This is a genomic window from Providencia sp. PROV210, from assembly GCF_028479445.1.
Lineage (GTDB): Bacteria > Pseudomonadota > Gammaproteobacteria > Enterobacterales > Enterobacteriaceae > Providencia > Providencia rustigianii.
This window is the reverse complement of the sequence record NZ_JAMPNQ010000009.1, coordinates 92,405-108,814: the sequence shown is the minus strand read 5'-3', so window position 1 is coordinate 108,814 and position 16,410 is coordinate 92,405. Positions and strand designations below refer to the sequence as shown.

Annotated in this window: 13 protein-coding genes; 6 read left to right on the top strand and 7 right to left on the bottom strand. The window is 43.0% G+C overall.

What is annotated here, in order from left to right:
• Positions 1-58: 58 nt before the first annotated feature.
• The 5 genes from fkpB (at position 59) to carB (ending at position 7,350) form a co-directional block, all read left to right on the top strand.
• Positions 59-529: an FKBP-type peptidyl-prolyl cis-trans isomerase gene (gene fkpB, locus PR761_RS08075; protein WP_112836171.1), complete on the top strand. Its 471-nt coding sequence runs from the start codon at positions 59-61 to the stop codon at positions 527-529.
• A complete protein-coding gene (ispH, locus tag PR761_RS08070; RefSeq protein ID WP_006815836.1) occupies positions 510-1,463 on the top strand; it encodes a 4-hydroxy-3-methylbut-2-enyl diphosphate reductase in 954 nt (317 codons plus the stop codon). Before fkpB ends, ispH begins: the two co-directional genes overlap by 20 nt.
• Before the next feature lie 220 nt (positions 1,464-1,683).
• Positions 1,684-2,505, top strand: coding sequence for a 4-hydroxy-tetrahydrodipicolinate reductase (gene dapB, locus PR761_RS08065; protein WP_154611213.1), 822 nt, complete (start codon positions 1,684-1,686; stop codon positions 2,503-2,505).
• Between the two features lie 444 nt (positions 2,506-2,949).
• Positions 2,950-4,113, top strand: coding sequence for a glutamine-hydrolyzing carbamoyl-phosphate synthase small subunit (gene carA, locus PR761_RS08060; RefSeq protein ID WP_039855671.1), 1,164 nt, complete (start codon positions 2,950-2,952; stop codon positions 4,111-4,113).
• Positions 4,114-4,128: 15 nt separating this feature from the next.
• Complete coding sequence (gene carB / locus PR761_RS08055; protein WP_006815832.1) at positions 4,129-7,350, top strand: carbamoyl-phosphate synthase large subunit; 3,222 nt, start codon at positions 4,129-4,131, stop codon at positions 7,348-7,350.
• Between the two features lie 74 nt (positions 7,351-7,424).
• On the opposite strand, the gene PR761_RS08050 is transcribed toward carB, so the two are convergent.
• The 7 genes from PR761_RS08050 to PR761_RS08020 all read right to left on the bottom strand — a co-directional run bounded on the left by PR761_RS08050 (position 7,425) and on the right by PR761_RS08020 (position 15,108).
• Positions 7,425-8,042 (bottom strand): bifunctional 4-hydroxy-2-oxoglutarate aldolase/2-dehydro-3-deoxy-phosphogluconate aldolase, encoded by a 618-nt coding sequence (locus tag PR761_RS08050; RefSeq protein WP_039855625.1) that lies wholly within the window; start codon positions 8,040-8,042, stop codon positions 7,425-7,427.
• A gap of 22 nt (positions 8,043-8,064) precedes the next feature.
• Positions 8,065-8,997, bottom strand: a complete 933-nt coding sequence (locus PR761_RS08045) for a sugar kinase (RefSeq protein ID WP_006815830.1) — start codon at positions 8,995-8,997, stop codon at positions 8,065-8,067.
• Between the two features lie 119 nt (positions 8,998-9,116).
• Positions 9,117-9,695: a DJ-1/PfpI family protein gene (locus PR761_RS08040; protein ID WP_112836179.1), complete on the bottom strand. Its 579-nt coding sequence runs from the start codon at positions 9,693-9,695 to the stop codon at positions 9,117-9,119.
• A 48-nt stretch (positions 9,696-9,743) separates the two neighbouring features.
• Positions 9,744-10,598, bottom strand: a complete 855-nt coding sequence (locus tag PR761_RS08035; RefSeq protein ID WP_112836181.1) for a tagatose bisphosphate family class II aldolase — start codon at positions 10,596-10,598, stop codon at positions 9,744-9,746.
• 113 nt (positions 10,599-10,711) lie between these two features.
• On the bottom strand, positions 10,712-12,187 hold the full coding sequence (locus tag PR761_RS08030; RefSeq protein WP_006815827.1) for a DUF2264 domain-containing protein: 1,476 nt from the start codon (positions 12,185-12,187) through the stop codon (positions 10,712-10,714).
• 52 nt (positions 12,188-12,239) lie between these two features.
• Positions 12,240-13,847: a sulfatase family protein gene (locus PR761_RS08025; RefSeq protein ID WP_126436388.1), complete on the bottom strand. Its 1,608-nt coding sequence runs from the start codon at positions 13,845-13,847 to the stop codon at positions 12,240-12,242.
• Between the two features lie 25 nt (positions 13,848-13,872).
• Complete coding sequence (locus PR761_RS08020; RefSeq protein WP_006815825.1) at positions 13,873-15,108, bottom strand: anaerobic sulfatase maturase; 1,236 nt, start codon at positions 15,106-15,108, stop codon at positions 13,873-13,875.
• A gap of 525 nt (positions 15,109-15,633) precedes the next feature.
• Between PR761_RS08020 and agaR the strand changes: the two genes are divergently transcribed.
• Complete coding sequence (gene agaR / locus PR761_RS08015; protein WP_039855619.1) at positions 15,634-16,410, top strand: transcriptional repressor AgaR; 777 nt, start codon at positions 15,634-15,636, stop codon at positions 16,408-16,410.

Genomic DNA, 16,410 nt, shown 5'->3' with positions numbered 1-16,410 from the left:
AATAATCACAGCCCGGATATAGCCGGGCTGAATTTTATGACAGAAAATAGGTTTAGATATGTCTACTCAAATACAGCCGCAGAGTTCTGTTTTACTGCATTTCACTTTGAAATTGGAAGACGGCTCAACGGCGGATTCTTCTCTTGCACAAGGAAAACCTGCGTTATTTGTCCTCGGCAATGATTCTCTATCCCCCGAATTGGAAGCGCAATTAATTGGGCTTTCAGTTGGTGACAAGAAGACATTCTCTTTGGCTGGGGATACGGTATTTGGGAAGCATAATCCAGATCTAATGCAATACTTTTCATTACGTGATTTTATGGATACAGGCATTCCTGAAATTGGCACTATCATGCTGTTTACTTCAATGAATGGCAGTGAAATGCCGGGTGTTGTAAAGTCCATTGAAGGGGAATCTATTACGGTTGATTTTAACCATCCACTGGCTGAACAGCAGATTACGTTTGAAATTGAAGTTATCGAAATAGACCCACAATTGGAGAGTCAACATGCAAATATTAATGGCTAATCCTCGTGGATTTTGTGCGGGTGTTGACCGTGCAATCAGTATTGTTGAGCGTGCGTTAGAAATTTATGGCGCACCAATTTATGTGCGTCATGAAGTGGTACATAACCGCTATGTGGTGGATGATTTACGTCAGCGCGGCGCTATTTTCATTGAAGATATTTCAGAAGTCCCAGATGGCTCGATTTTAATCTTCTCTGCTCACGGCGTTTCTCAAGCTATCCGCCAAGAAGCTCGTTCACGTGATTTAACCATGTTGTTTGATGCGACTTGCCCATTAGTGACAAAAGTCCATATGGAAGTGGCAAGAGCGAGCCGTAAAGGCAAAGAAGCCATTTTAATTGGGCATGCGGGTCACCCAGAAGTCGAAGGCACCATGGGGCAATACAGTAACCCTGAAGGGGGAATGTATCTCGTGGAAAGCCCTGACGATGTTTGGCATTTACAGGTAAAAGATGAAAATAACCTGTGTTTTATGACCCAAACCACGCTTTCGGTGGATGATACCTCCGATGTGATCGACGCTTTAACTCGCCGTTTCCCGAACATTGTCGGACCACGCAAAGATGATATTTGCTATGCAACGACTAACCGCCAAGAAGCGGCGCGTGAGTTAGCTGAAAAAGCGGATATCGTTCTGGTTGTGGGATCGAAAAACTCCTCGAATTCTAACCGTTTGGCAGAGCTAGCATCCCGAATGGGAAAAGCGGCTTTCTTAATTGACGGTGCAGAAGATATCCAGACTGACTGGTTAGTGGGTAAGCAAATTATTGGCTTAACAGCAGGGGCATCCGCGCCAGATATTTTAGTTCGCCAAGTTATTGATCGTTTGAAAGCGTTAGGTGCTGATTCTGTTGTCGAGCTGCAAGGGCGCGAAGAGAATATCGTATTTGAAGTACCGAAAGAGTTACGCGTCGACGTCAAAGAAATTAGCTAATTTAAAAAATTAATAAAGTGATAGCCATTGTTAAGCATGGCTATCACGCTCTATTTCCTCATTTTATCCCCTACGATACAAATTTTTCTGATAATCATTTCCCTTTCTACGCTTTTATTAATACCCCCTGATTATTGCTGGCGTCTCGATACAAGATTCTTTAAGGTGTAACTATGATTTAGTCTTAGTTATCGCCCAATTTATTATTCAAGGATCAAAAATGGCAGATTCAATGGTACGTGTTGCGATTGTCGGTGCAGGTGGTCGTATGGGACGCCAATTAATTCAGGCAGTGCAAGAACAAGAAGGTGTTCAATTAGGCGCGGCTCTTGAGCGTGAAGGCTCATCGCTAATAGGAACAGATGCGGGGGAATTGGCGGGTATTGGTCAAATCGGAATTAAGGTTGTCGGTGGGCTAGATTCTGTCGTTGATGACTTTGATGTTTTGATTGATTTCACACGTCCCGAAGGCACATTACAACATTTAGCATTTTGCAAAACACACCAAAAAGGCATGGTAATCGGTACAACAGGGTTTGATGAACAAGGCAAGCAAGCCATTGCTGATGCAGCAAAAGTTATTCCGATTGTGTTCGCTGCCAACTTCAGTGTTGGTGTGAACTTGGTGCTGAAATTACTGGAAAAAGCGGCGAAAGTAATGGGAGATTACACTGATATTGAAATTATTGAAGCTCATCATCGCCATAAAGTTGATGCTCCTTCAGGCACTGCATTAGCGATGGGTGAATCTATCGCGGATGCATTAGGAAAAGATCTGAATGAGTGTGCAGTGTATGCACGAGAAGGCTATACCGGAGAGCGCGAACCGGGCACGATTGGTTTTGCTACTGTACGTGCTGGTGATATTGTTGGTGAGCATACGGCGATGTTTGCTGATATTGGTGAGCGTGTAGAGATAAGCCATAAGGCTTCTAGCCGTATGACGTTTGCTAAAGGTGCAATTAAAGCATCTTCATGGATTAGTGCTAAAAATAATGGGTTATATAATATGAAAGATGTCTTAAATCTTGATGTTTTATAATTTTTTTAAATAAAAATCATAATAAAATCAAGCATCATTATTTAATGATGCTTTTTTTAAGTGTTATGAATTTATTTTTTATTGAGTTTATTGTTTGTTGTTGTTTTGTGTTTTATTTCCATTGTTTTTCATTGAAAATTTAACTTTGGATTCACTTCTGACTGCGTTATCATCATTTTTAACTTTTCTTTGCTATTAATCGTTTGCTTTTCTACCTATGAATAGTTATTTCATTGCCTTCTCGACTAAAAAGTAGGTAATAAAGTAAAAAAGTAAGGTAAATGTGAAAAAAAAGCATTTTTTTCTAGACAAGACCCTATCTCATCATTAGAATGCGCGCAATTTGCCAAAAATCTGCTTAAAAACTCATTTTGGCATTGATTTAGATCGCAAAATCTGAATTAATATGCAAAAAACGTGATTGATTATTCTCCGGAGGGTGTTTTGATTAAGTCAGCTATATTGGTTCTGGAAGACGGAACCCAATTCCACGGGCGCGCCATAGGTGCTGAAGGGGCCGCTATTGGAGAAGTCGTTTTCAATACTTCAATGACCGGATATCAAGAAATAATTACCGACCCTTCCTATTCCCGCCAAATTGTTACTCTCACTTATCCCCATATTGGTAATGTCGGCACTAATGCTGATGACGAAGAATCTCCTAAAGTACATGCTCAAGGCCTCATCATTCGTGACTTACCATTAATCTACAGTAACTTTCGTGGTCAGGAAGGATTGTCTGAATATCTAAAACGTCACAATGTGGTGGCTATTGCAGATATCGACACACGTAAATTAACCCGCCTGTTGAGAGAAAAAGGTGCGCAAAATGGTTGCATCATTGCCGGTGACAATCCTGATGTCGCATTAGCACTAGAAAAAGCGCGTGGCTTTACGGGATTAAATGGTCTGGATTTAGCCAAAGAAGTCTGCACCAAAGAAATTTATAGCTGGACTCAACGCTCTTGGAATCTAGATGAAGGGCAACCCGCAGCAACGAAGGCCGATGAATTACCATTACATGTGGTTGCTTATGATTTTGGTGCCAAACGTAATATTCTGCGCATGTTAGTTGACCGTGGTTGCCGCTTGACGGTGGTTCCTGCAACGACTCCAGCAGAAACCGTTTTAGCCATGAACCCAGATGGTATTTTCTTATCTAACGGCCCAGGCGACCCAGCACCTTGTGACTATGCCATTAACGCCATTCAAGAGTTTCTGAAGACTGAGATTCCGGTATTCGGAATCTGTTTAGGTCACCAATTACTGGCGTTAGCCAGCGGTGCTAACACGGTGAAAATGAAGTTTGGTCACCACGGCGCCAACCACCCAGTTAAAGATTTAGACAAAGATGTTGTGATGATCACCGCTCAAAACCACGGTTTTGCGGTAGATGAGTCGACATTACCCGATACATTACGTGTGACGCATAAATCTCTGTTTGATGGAACCTTGCAAGGTATCCACCGCACAGATAAACCTGCATTCAGTTTCCAAGGTCACCCAGAAGCGAGTTCTGGTCCTCATGATGCAGCCGGTCTTTTTGACCACTTCATTGATTTAATAAATGAATATCGTCAAAACACACCACGTCAAAACGCAAAATAATCGGGGAGCAGAGAAATGGCAAAACGTACAGATATAAAAAGCATTCTGATCTTAGGTGCGGGTCCAATTGTTATCGGTCAAGCATGTGAATTTGACTACTCTGGTGCACAAGCGTGTAAAGCGCTGAGAGAAGAAGGTTACCGAGTTATTTTGGTGAACTCTAACCCTGCTACCATCATGACTGATCCTGAAATGGCAGATGCTACCTACATCGAACCGATTCACTGGGAAGTCGTACGCAAAATTATTGAAAAAGAGCGCCCAGATGCGGTATTACCGACCATGGGAGGGCAAACAGCCCTAAACTGTGCGCTGGAACTTGAGCGTAAAGGTGTACTGGCTGAATTTGGCGTCACCATGATTGGTGCAACAGCCGATGCGATTGATAAAGCTGAAGACCGTCAACGCTTCGATAAAGCGATGAAAAAAATTGGCTTAGGCACTGCGCGTTCAGGTATTGCCCACACAATGGAAGAAGCTTATGCCGTCGCTGACGACGTTGGCTTCCCTTGTATTATCCGTCCATCATTTACCATGGGTGGAAGTGGCGGCGGTATCGCCTATAACCGTGAAGAGTTTGAAGAAATTTGTACTCGCGGTTTAGATTTATCTCCAACCAACGAATTATTAATCGATGAGTCACTGATTGGCTGGAAAGAGTATGAAATGGAAGTTGTCCGCGATAAAAAAGACAACTGCATTATCGTCTGCTCAATTGAAAACTTTGATGCGATGGGGATCCACACTGGCGACTCTATCACCGTAGCGCCTGCGCAAACGCTGACTGATAAAGAATACCAAATCATGCGTGATGCCTCGATGGCAGTATTGCGTGAGATTGGGGTAGAGACTGGTGGTTCTAACGTTCAATTTGCGGTTAACCCAAAAGATGGTCGCTTAATTGTTATCGAAATGAACCCTCGCGTATCTCGCTCATCAGCACTAGCATCAAAAGCAACGGGCTTCCCAATTGCTAAAATCGCCGCGAAACTGGCAGTGGGCTACACCCTCGATGAGTTAATGAATGACATTACTGGTGGCCGTACCCCAGCATCATTTGAGCCATCAATCGACTATGTTGTGACAAAAATTCCTCGCTTTAACTTCGAAAAATTTGCAGGTAGCAACGACCGTCTAACCACGCAAATGAAATCGGTTGGTGAAGTGATGGCGATTGGCCGTACTTTCCAAGAATCTATGCAAAAAGCACTGCGTGGCTTGGAAGTGGGCGCAACAGGTTTCGACCCGAAAGTGAGCCAAGATGACCCTGAATCATTAACTCGCATTCGTCGTGAATTGAAAGATGCTGGCTCTGACCGTATTTGGTACATCGCGGATGCATTCCGCGCTGGCTTATCGGTCGACGGTATTTTTAACCTGACCAATATCGACCGCTGGTTCTTAGTGCAAATCGAAGAGCTGGTACGTTTAGAAAATGAAGTGGCAGAGCTAGGCATTAATGGCCTGAACAAAGAATTTTTACGCCACCTAAAACGTAAAGGTTTCGCGGATGCACGTTTAGCGAGCTTAGTGGGTGTTTCTGAAACAGAACTACGTAAATTACGCCAAGGCTATGATTTACACCCAGTCTATAAGCGAGTGGATACCTGTGCCGCTGAATTTGCCACAGATACCGCGTATATGTATTCCACTTATGAAGAAGAGTGTGAATCCAACCCGAATAACGACAAGCCAAAAATCATGGTGTTAGGCGGTGGTCCAAACCGTATCGGTCAAGGTATCGAATTTGACTACTGCTGCGTACATGCTTCTCTAGCGCTGCGTGAAGATGGTTACGAAACCATCATGGTGAACTGTAACCCAGAAACAGTCTCTACCGACTACGACACTTCAGACCGCTTATATTTTGAATCGGTAACGCTGGAAGATGTACTAGAAATCGTCCGCATTGAACAGCCTCAAGGCGTGATTGTCCAGTATGGTGGACAGACACCACTGAAATTAGCGCGTGCGCTGGAAGCGGCGGGAGTTCCTATCATTGGGACTAGCCCAGATGCTATCGACCGTGCAGAAGACCGTGAACGTTTCCAACAAGCCGTTAACCGCTTAAACTTGAAGCAGCCAAAAAATGCGACGGTAGCAACCATCGAACAGGCTGTAGAAAAAGCGGCAGGCATCGGTTATCCGCTGGTGGTTCGCCCATCTTATGTCCTCGGTGGCCGTGCAATGGAAATCGTCTATGACGAAGTTGACCTGCGTCGTTACTTCCAAAATGCAGTGAGCGTTTCTAACGATGCGCCAGTCTTACTCGACCGTTTCCTTGATGATGCGATTGAAGTGGATGTTGATGCTATCTGTGACGGCGAAATGGTACTGATTGGCGGCATTATGGAGCACATTGAACAAGCGGGCGTTCACTCTGGTGACTCAGCTTGTTCACTGCCAGCTTATACATTAAGCCAAGAAATTCAGGATGTGATGCGTGAACAAGTGCGTAATCTTGCCTTTGAATTACGTGTTCGCGGCTTGATGAACGTCCAATTCGCAGTGAAAAATAACGAAGTTTATCTGATTGAAGTGAACCCTCGCGCAGCCAGAACAGTTCCATTTGTATCTAAAGCAACGGGGGTTCCTTTAGCGAAAGTTGCTGCTCGTGTGATGGCGGGTCAAACACTGACTCAGCAAGGTGTCACCGAAGAAGTCATTCCGCCTTACTACTCCGTGAAAGAAGTGGTTCTGCCATTTAACAAGTTCCAAGGTGTTGACCCAATCCTAGGACCAGAAATGCGATCTACGGGTGAAGTCATGGGCGTTGGTCGCACATTCGCAGAAGCATTTGCGAAGGCGATGTTAGGCAGCAGCTCCACCATGAAGAAATCAGGTCGCGCACTGTTATCGGTTCGTGAAGGGGATAAAACTCGCGTTGTGGATTTAGCAGCTAAATTGCTGAAACATGGCTTTGAGCTGGATGCAACTCACGGAACGGCGATTGTTCTGGGTGAAGCGGGTATTAACCCTCGCTTAGTTAACAAGGTACATGAAGGTCGTCCGCACATTCAAGACAGAATCAAAAACGGTGAGTATGACTACATCGTGAACACCACGGCAGGCCGCCAAGCGATTGAAGATTCAAAACTCATTCGCGGCAGCGCACTTCGCTACAAAGTTCACTATGATACAACGCTCAATGGCGGTTTCGCGACGGCATTATCATTAAGCGCAGACCCAACCGATAAAGTGATTTCTGTTCAAGAGATGCACGCATTAATTAAGTAATCATTGAGTTAATAATGAGCAGCCCCAGTGGTGTTATCGCTACTGGGGCTTTTTTATCATGTTAATAATGTGGATTAAATGTTCGCCGCCTCAGCGATAAGCTTACCGAGTTCTTCCCACTGTTCATTATCGACCAAATCAGCCGGAACCATCCAAGACCCACCACAGACAATGACCGAAGATAATGAATTATATTGGTGGATATTTTCTGTATTAATTCCCCCTGTAGGCATAAAACGAACGGGATAAACCGTCCCTAAAGCCTTGAGCATCGATACACCGCCTGAAGCTTCCGCTGGAAAGAATTTTAATGTAGTCAGATTAAATTCAAGAGCTTGTTCAACTAAGCTCGGGTTATTCACACCGGGGATGATGGGGATATTTTTTTGTTGGCAGTAGCTAACAATTTTAGGATTAAACCCCGGACTAACAATAAAATCGACACCGGCATCAATAGCAAGATCAACTTGTTGGGTCGTTAAAATAGTACCTGCGGCAATCAGTAAATCTGGATAGGCGGCTCGCATATTTTTAATTGCATCAACGGCGGCATCAGTACGAAAAGTGACTTCGGCACAAGGTAAACCATTTTCCATTAATGCTTTGGCAATTGAAGTGCCGTGCTTAGCATGATTGATAGTGATTACGGGCACGACGCTGAGTGCGGTTAATTTTTCAATGAGTTGGTTCATTGGGTATCCTTTTATCTTTTGCTCAGTCAATAGTTGGCATTGCATCTAGTGGAATGATAGCGCCCCGGTGTTGGATAACTGTTCCGGCTAATAAATGCCCCATTTTTGCGGCTTCATTAGGGGATGCGCCGAGAATTCGACTGGCTAAATATCCTGCACTAAATGAGTCCCCCGCCGCGGTTGTATCAATGATGTGGTCAATTTGATTGGCTGCAATGCTAATGCAGTGGTTATCAATGATGACGAAACAATCATCCCCTCCGCGTTTAATCACAATTTCTGGTACCCCATATTGTTGTGTACGGGCGATAGTGTCATTTTCATGAGTATCACCATAGAGAGATTTTTCATCATCAAAGGTGAGAAAAGCGATATCGGTAAGATGGAGAATTTGCTGATAAGCTTGCTGGGCAATGTTGGGCGATTGCCAAAGAGTAGGGCGATAATTATTATCAAATATAATTTTTGCGCCCTGTTGTTTGGCTATTTTGAGCATCGTTAATAAACATTGACGCGGTTCCTCGGGTAAAATTGCCAAGCTAATACCGCTCAGATAAATATAATTTTGCTGGTTAAGCCGCTGCTGAGTTTGTTCTTGGGTGCGATCATTGAGCCAAAACTTCGCCGCAGAATTATCTCTCCAATAGAAAAAACGTCGCTCACCATCGGGGGACGTTTCAATTAAATACATACCAGGTAGCGCTTTTTCAGAAAGAAAAACATCTTCTGTATTTATTCCTTCTTTTTCCCAACTCTCAATCATCTGTTGGCTAAAGGGATCTTTTCCTAATCCGGTGAGATAGCGCGTTACGACACCATGATCTTTCGTTAAACGGGAAAGATACAATGCAGTATTGAGAGTATCCCCACCAAAACTTTGTTTGTATAATTCACCTGATTTCTGTAACTCAACCATACATTCGCCGATAACCGCGACTTGCTGATGTGTACTCATTTTTATCACCTGCGTGATGACGATCCATCGTTGATCATGAATTTTTATGAATTAAATAGAGAGCGTTGGGTGAAAAGTAAAGACTGAAAAATCAGCCTTTACTCCGATTTTTTATAGGATTAAAGATAAGTTAGTGGCCAGTGTTTAAAATAAATATGATTAGCTTGCCAGTCTACTTTTTCACTATTATCACTGAGTAAATGGCGCGCAACAGTAAACGCAAACTCAAAACTGACACCTAAACCTTTCGCACTAATAAATTTACCATCAACCACGACATCTTGATCAATGTAGGTTCCATCTTCGAATTTATCCGCAAGTTTATCGCCAGTGCTGTATTGGCGTCCTTCCAGTAAATGATGTGCGGCGAGTACTTTAGCGCCAGATGAACACAGGGCGCAAATGTATTTATCTTCTTGAATATGTCGACGGATAAAGTTAATAACATCGTTATTGGCGCAAAGTCTATCAGTGCCTTTTGGGCCACCGGGCATCATGATAGCGTCATAACTGTGAGATAATTTTTCACTTAGTAGGAAATCGGCACTAATTTTTGTCCCAAAATAGGTATTTAAAACTAAGCTATCCATACACGAAAGGACATCAACATGGATATCCAATCGACGCATAATATCGATAAAAACAACGGCTTCTCCCTCTTCAAAGCCATCCGCGAGTAAAACAGCAACTTGTTTCATGGTATTCCTTGCATCGTGAGATGTTATGTCACTTGATTATTAATGGAGCTAAAGTTTTCCCGCACTTTTACAGACCCGAATTTTATCCATTACGACGGCTTTCATCGCTGCTTTGCCGGGAACAAGGTAGTGACGAGGATCTGTTGCCTCTGGGTTTTCAAGAAAATAGTGTTTAATCGCATCAGAGAACGCAATTTTGAGTTCAGTGGCAACGTTAACCTTACAGATACCAAGATCGATACAACGGAGAACATCGGCATCTGGGATCCCTGATGCGCCATGAAGCACTAGTGGGATCTCGGTTTTTTGGCGTATTTTATGTAGCCGATCAAAATCGAGGCGCGGTTCATTTTTATACATGCCATGGGCAGTACCGATGGCAACGGCAAGGGAATCGATCCCGGTTTGTTGGATAAATGTCACTGCAGAATCTGGATCGGTAAATAAAGCATCTGCCGCATCGACAACTAAATCATCTTCTTGCCCACCTAAGCGCCCTAATTCGGCTTCAACGGTGCAATCCCATTGATGGCAATAATTGACAACTTGCTTAACGATCTGAATATTTTCTTCAAAAGGAAAATGGGATGCATCGATCATCGCAGAACGCACTCCGGCGCTGACTTTTTGGAAAATATCAGGGATATCTTCATGGTGATCGAGATGCAGAGCGACAGGCACTTTGTAGCGCTCAGCGGCTTGCTGACAAATCGCAATCAAATAGTCGCTTCCCGCATAGGAAAATGTACTTGGCGTACCGGCTAAAATAACGGGAGATGACATCTCCGCTGCGGTTTCCATCACAACTTGAATAGTTTCTAAATTGTGGATATTGAATGCGGGGACGGCATAACCGTCCCGTTGGGCTTGGGCTAGCATATTACGGGTTGATACCAGGTACATAATGACCTCTCGCCTTTCATTTGATTTCGATATATAATAATCGAAAGAAATAGAAAGGTAAAAGATCTAAATCACATTTATTCCTTTCTTTTCGAAAGTTAGTGAAAGTTAAGTTAAAAATAATGTGACATTTTGGAGCTATAGCTGGTGATACCTTTGCGTAACAGATTGTTTTTTGGTCTTCTTGATTGACCTATCAGGTTCTCAACGATTTTTTGTGTACAAGATTGCTGTTCTAAGCGGCGTGTTAACGGGCTTTGCTGGTGGGTATATTCCTCACGAAATATCACCGTTACTTCTTGGGTTTCTTTGACGCCAATCACCGAGGCTTTGATGGCCGGTATTTCGAAATGAAAGTCAGATTTTTCGATAGGCAGGGGATTGGCTAGAGCCTCCCAAAGATCGATTCGTTGACCACAATAGAGCGCAACAATGACGGCTCTTAATGACCAAAAACTGCTCGCTGGACCGCTGTAATTATCGACTAATCGAGGATCATCACTGAATAATCCTTGTGTTGGAGCTCCCGCTTTAAATGCCCCATGGCTAATAAAATAGCGTAGCGTATTTTCCAAGGCATTTTTTGCTTCACCCACAGTGACGGATGAACAGCCTAAATCCACGCCAGCAATAAGCGGCGCGGAAACGGCCAGTCGGTAACATGCACTGCGTCCAAAAAAAGGAATGCCAGTCGGCGTCATAAAATGCAGGTAATGTTGATTAAAGTGATTGAGTGATTGTTGGATAAAATCAGTATCGAAATCGGGGGATATTTGGTTAAGCCAATAAAGGGAATAGTAAAATCCCCATGCATTATAGTAATCAAAATTGCCTTTAGCACCATCTCGAAACCACCCATCTCCCACATAAAACTCTTTGACTCGGTCATAGCGCCACAGGGCAATATGGTTGATACCGGTGAGATCTCGAATAACAAATTGAACCAAGAGAGGGAACAAATGCCAATTATTATCGACAATCTCACAATGATTAACTTGCTCAAACCATGTGATGATTTGCTGCTGCAATCTGGGTTCTAATTTATCCCAGACCCAGTCTTTACTGAGCCAGAGTGTTAATGCTAAATCTGCGGATTCACAAATTTTTTGGTCATAATTTTCAAGTTTTCCCCAGTAGCCTTTATGTGTTGGGTCGGTACCGTGAATAAAAGCTTGGCGGATCATATCGCTGATATGAATAGACTGTAAATTTAAGCCGTTCAGCGTCTCTTGACGGCTATGAATTAACCACGCCGCGAATAAAGGAAGTACGCGGCTTACTCCCTCTAAAGCATCGGTACGAACAGTTTGCTGCCCCGGGCGGCCGGGATAATAAGCATGGGTATAGTCCCAAACCTGATAATGGGAAAATGCTTCCGCAACATAACGAACAAGAGTTTCGCAAAGAGATGAAAGTGATTGAGTACGATCTTGAAAGATTTTAATCATAAAATCATCATGGTTTTTATACGCAGACTTACGAACAAATCGTCTAATCACATTCTGCTTGAATAATTTTTTATAGATCTGAAGGTCGGGATGCTCATAAGGGAGCTTTGGACGTTCTGTCGGAGTGATTGGTGTCGCCATAACGAATCTCTATCATGTTTTATGGGCACATCCTTGTGCGTCCATTTCGGTTTTATTTTGCTGAATCAACGAGAACTTGATAGCGGTCTTGTCCCCAAACCACTGGCTTAGGTTGGTCTTTCACCCACTGGTAATAGGCCGATTTCAGTTGTTTAACTTTTTCAGGGTATTTGGAGGCCAAATCAATGGATTCAGATGGATCTTGTTTGTCATTGAATAATTTAGGCTGGTTGGTACCGTCATCATAAAAATAGAGAGCCCATTCACCATCACGAACAGCCCATGAACCTTTAGATAATTTTTCGAGATTCGGATTTTTTGGTGCCTCTTTACGTTGATAAGTGATCCACTCATGATAACCGTGCCAAAAATCCTGATTCTCTTCGCTGTAATGTTTAGTTCCGGGACCTGTCCAATACAGATATTGATGTGGTGATTTTTGTGTTTTCCCTTGAAGTAGCGGCATAATATTTTTACCTTCTACTTTCAGGCTGTCAGGAATGGTGATCCCAGCGCTTTGCAACGCGGTCGGTAGAATATCGATGGCTGAAACCATCGCATCACTTTGTTTTCCCGCAGGAATATGGCCTGGCCAATAAGCCACAAACGGTACACGAACCCCACCATTAAACATTTGCCCTTTAAAGCCCTTATCCATCGCATTCATTGGCATTGGAGACTCATGGACGGCGCCGTTATCAGAAATAAAGAAAATCAGGGTATTTTCGAGCTCACCATTTTCTTTCAAGGTGGTTATGATTTTACCGATTCCTTCATCTGCGGCATTTAATGCAGCAAAATACTTATCCGCCTCAACATTACCGGTATTAAATTTATCCATATATTTGGCGGGAGAAGCCTCCTCTAGCGGGATATGAGGAACGCTATACGATAAATTAATGAAGAAAGGTTTGTCTTTGTGGCCATCAATGAATTTAATGGTTTCATCCGTTAACAAATGGGTTATATAGCCCGGTGCGGGAACATTTTCACCATTGCGCCAAATAGCGGGTGAATTCCAAAGAGCCGCACCAGAAGCGTAATAACTGTAGGCGTAATCGAATCCTCTTTCATGGGGGGCAAATCCCGGCTCTGGTGTAGAGATCATATTGTCATGATAGTCTCGGGTTTGCTTATCTTCGGCAATTTTTGGTTTTTTTATGACTTTTGCATTGTGCCATTTACCAATACTGGCCGTGGCGTAGCCATCTTCTTGGAACAGAGCTGGAAGCAATTTGATATCTTCTGGAATGCCTAACATCGCATCATCATTGCTATAAGTGCCAAAGCTGGCGGGAGAACGCCCAGTAAAAATCCCTGCGCGTGATGGGCCACATACCGGATGAGCAACAAATGCGTTGGTCATCTTGATACCGCCAGCTGCCATTTCAGAGACATTTGGCATTGCGATTCTTGCGGCTTCCACCATTTTATTAATGTCACCATCGTAGCGTGATGGCGCTGGGCGCTTGGATAACTCATTCACATCGAGGCTATCGAGGACAAAGTCAAGCTGACCAGTACCCAAGTCATCCATAACAATTAAGAGAACATTAGGCTTTTCCGGTGTTCCCCCAGCGTTAGCAGCAATCGGGGGAACTAAACAACTGGTGGCTATCAGCCCAGCAAGTAGGCTTTTTTTCACAGACGGTAAATTCACGGAAGCTATCTCCAGATAGATAAAATTATTGCTTATAAGCACGCTGCATTGCAGGGAGCGCATCACTGGCGATTGCACCTTGAGTAATCGCTTGCTGCATAAGTCGCATACCTAAAGCCGTATGATTAAAAATCTTTTTATAAGAACTACATAAATAGTTATGACGATATTTTTCGCCTTCAATGGAAATAATGCGATGCTTTGGACAGCCTCCGTAACAGAGGCTCTGAACCTCGCATTTTTTGCAAAGATTGGTTAACTTGTCGTATTTGTTTTGCCCAAAGCGCAGCTGTTGTTTTGACGTGACAATGCGAGCCAAGGTATTTTGATTCACATTTCCGAGGCGATTAGCCGGGTAAACATAGTGATCGCATGAATAAACATCACCATTTGCTTCGATAATTAATGCCTGACCACAGGTTTTTGATTGAATACACGTTGAGGCAGGGTAGCCCATCCATGTGCCTAATAAGCTGTCGAAGAGACGAACGTAGATTTTTCCTACATCACCTTGGCGGATCCACTCATCAAATACATCGGCCATAAATTGCCCATATCCGTCACTTGGTACGGAAAATGGAGCCATGACCGCATTCGGTCCCGGAGCGTAATGACCACCTTGGGTATGAGGGAAACGTCTATCCACTTCAACGATAGGAATAAACTGGAAAAAAGTGGAACCTAGTGCCTTGAGAGCTTGATAGGTTTCTTTACCCTTGCGCCAGTTTTGGTCGTTAACGACGGTCAGCGTATTGAATTCAACACCATACTCAATGAGGAGTTGGATTGATTTTTTGACGCGCTCAAATGTTGGATTACCGTTGACTGAAATACGGTATTTATCGTGAACGGCTTCGAGCCCATCAATAGAGACTCCGAGTAAAAAATGGTTGTCGGCGAAAAACTGAGCCCACTGGCGGTTAATTGCGATAGCGTTGGTTTGCACACTATTGGTGATGGTTTTTCCTTGGGCATATTGCTTTTGGTATTCCACAACGCGTTCAAAAAATGGCAGCCCCGCGAGCGTCGGCTCACCACCTTGCCATGAAAAATCGACTTGGTCGCCTGCATTGGACTGAATATAGTCTTTGATATAGCGTCGCAATACATTGTCGGGCATCACATCGTGCTGACCGTTTTGGGTTTCCTCATTGAAAACATTTTCTTTTTCAAGGTAAAAGCAATACTCACATTTTATATTGCAGTGATAGCTAGTGGGCTTTGCCATCATATGAAAATAAGCGGGTTGTTTTGAGGACATGGATTTTATCCGAAAGAGTCAGGTTATTTTTATAGCATTACGCAAATCACGAAAAATCAAAAGAGATTGAAATCACATATTTGAAAAATGAAAGCATTTGAAATTCAAGTAAAGGGATTTTGATAGCAAAAAAATGAATTTTACGATCAAAAAATGAAATGTTGAGTTGGTTTTTTACTTTACGTAACACCTGAACTTTTCGAAGTAAAAATTGAAATTAGCACTTTTTACTAATTTACTGTGGATTTACTCCCTAAAATTTCATAAATCTTAGCTTAGTGGCAATATGCTTAATAATTGATTAGTTAAAATACAGTATTTAGCACTTTATTAATTGGTTAGTTTTGTATTCGAAGCTATCATATTGGAAATTTGAAAATATCCGTAAGCACACAATGAATGAATCGAAACTTTGTGAAAGAGATCAAAAGTTTTGTTTTTTTACGTTGTTGGTATTTTTTGGCGTAGTAAACTTAATTTGAAATCAAACGAAAGTAATTCGATTGATTTCGTAAGGAGATGAAAGTGAAAGCGGCAGTTGAGCGGCGTATGGAAATACTCGACATGATTAACCTACATGGTAAAGCAAGAGTCGAGGATCTAGCCGAAAAATTTAACGTCTCAAGTGTCACCATTCGTAGCGACTTAAGTTTTCTTGAGAAAAATGGTTATGTGGTTCGCTCTCATGGGGCAGCAATTCCGAATACCGGATTTATTGCTGAACTCAGTATCCACGAGAAACGTGGTCAGAATGCGGGCACAAAAAATCTTATTGGGAAAGCTGCCGCCACGCTAATCAAGAATGGGGACACCGTCATTTTAGATTCGGGGACAACTACGCGGGAGATTGCGACACATTTGAAGTCGCGTGAAAACGTAGTGGTCATGACTAACGGTTTAGATGTTGCGATGGAGTTGGCGAATGCCGCTGGTGTCGAAGTGTTGATGACTGGCGGTGCATTGCGAAAAAGTGCTTTATCGTTTTCTGGCTCTCAAGCAGAAAACAGCCTCAGAAATTATCGATTTGATAAAGTTTTTCTTGGGGTTGATGGATTCGATTTACGCGTTGGTATCACCACACACAATGAACAGGAAGCCAGTCTTAACCGTTTAATGTGTGAAATCTCGGAGATTGTGATTGCGGTTGCCGATTCTACGAAATTCGGGAAGCGCAGCTGTCATATGATCCGTGAGTTTGGGGGTATAGACATTTTGGTCACTGACTCGGGTATTCCTGAAGAGTATATCCAAGAGCTAAAGGACCATAAAATCGAAGTTATTATCGTCGATAAGGAACAGTAG

Coding starts and splice junctions, on each gene's coding strand:
- PR761_RS08045 (WP_006815830.1), bottom strand. CDS start 8,997: ATGAGTACACATCAGCAAGTCGCGGTTATCGGCGAATGTATGGTTGAG.
- ispH (WP_006815836.1), top strand. CDS start 510: ATGCAAATATTAATGGCTAATCCTCGTGGATTTTGTGCGGGTGTTGAC.
- carB (WP_006815832.1), top strand. CDS start 4,129: ATGGCAAAACGTACAGATATAAAAAGCATTCTGATCTTAGGTGCGGGT.
- PR761_RS08035 (WP_112836181.1), bottom strand. CDS start 10,598: ATGTACCTGGTATCAACCCGTAATATGCTAGCCCAAGCCCAACGGGAC.
- PR761_RS08020 (WP_006815825.1), bottom strand. CDS start 15,108: ATGTCCTCAAAACAACCCGCTTATTTTCATATGATGGCAAAGCCCACT.
- PR761_RS08030 (WP_006815827.1), bottom strand. CDS start 12,187: ATGGCGACACCAATCACTCCGACAGAACGTCCAAAGCTCCCTTATGAG.
- fkpB (WP_112836171.1), top strand. CDS start 59: ATGTCTACTCAAATACAGCCGCAGAGTTCTGTTTTACTGCATTTCACT.
- dapB (WP_154611213.1), top strand. CDS start 1,684: ATGGCAGATTCAATGGTACGTGTTGCGATTGTCGGTGCAGGTGGTCGT.
- PR761_RS08050 (WP_039855625.1), bottom strand. CDS start 8,042: ATGAACCAACTCATTGAAAAATTAACCGCACTCAGCGTCGTGCCCGTA.
- PR761_RS08040 (WP_112836179.1), bottom strand. CDS start 9,695: ATGAAACAAGTTGCTGTTTTACTCGCGGATGGCTTTGAAGAGGGAGAA.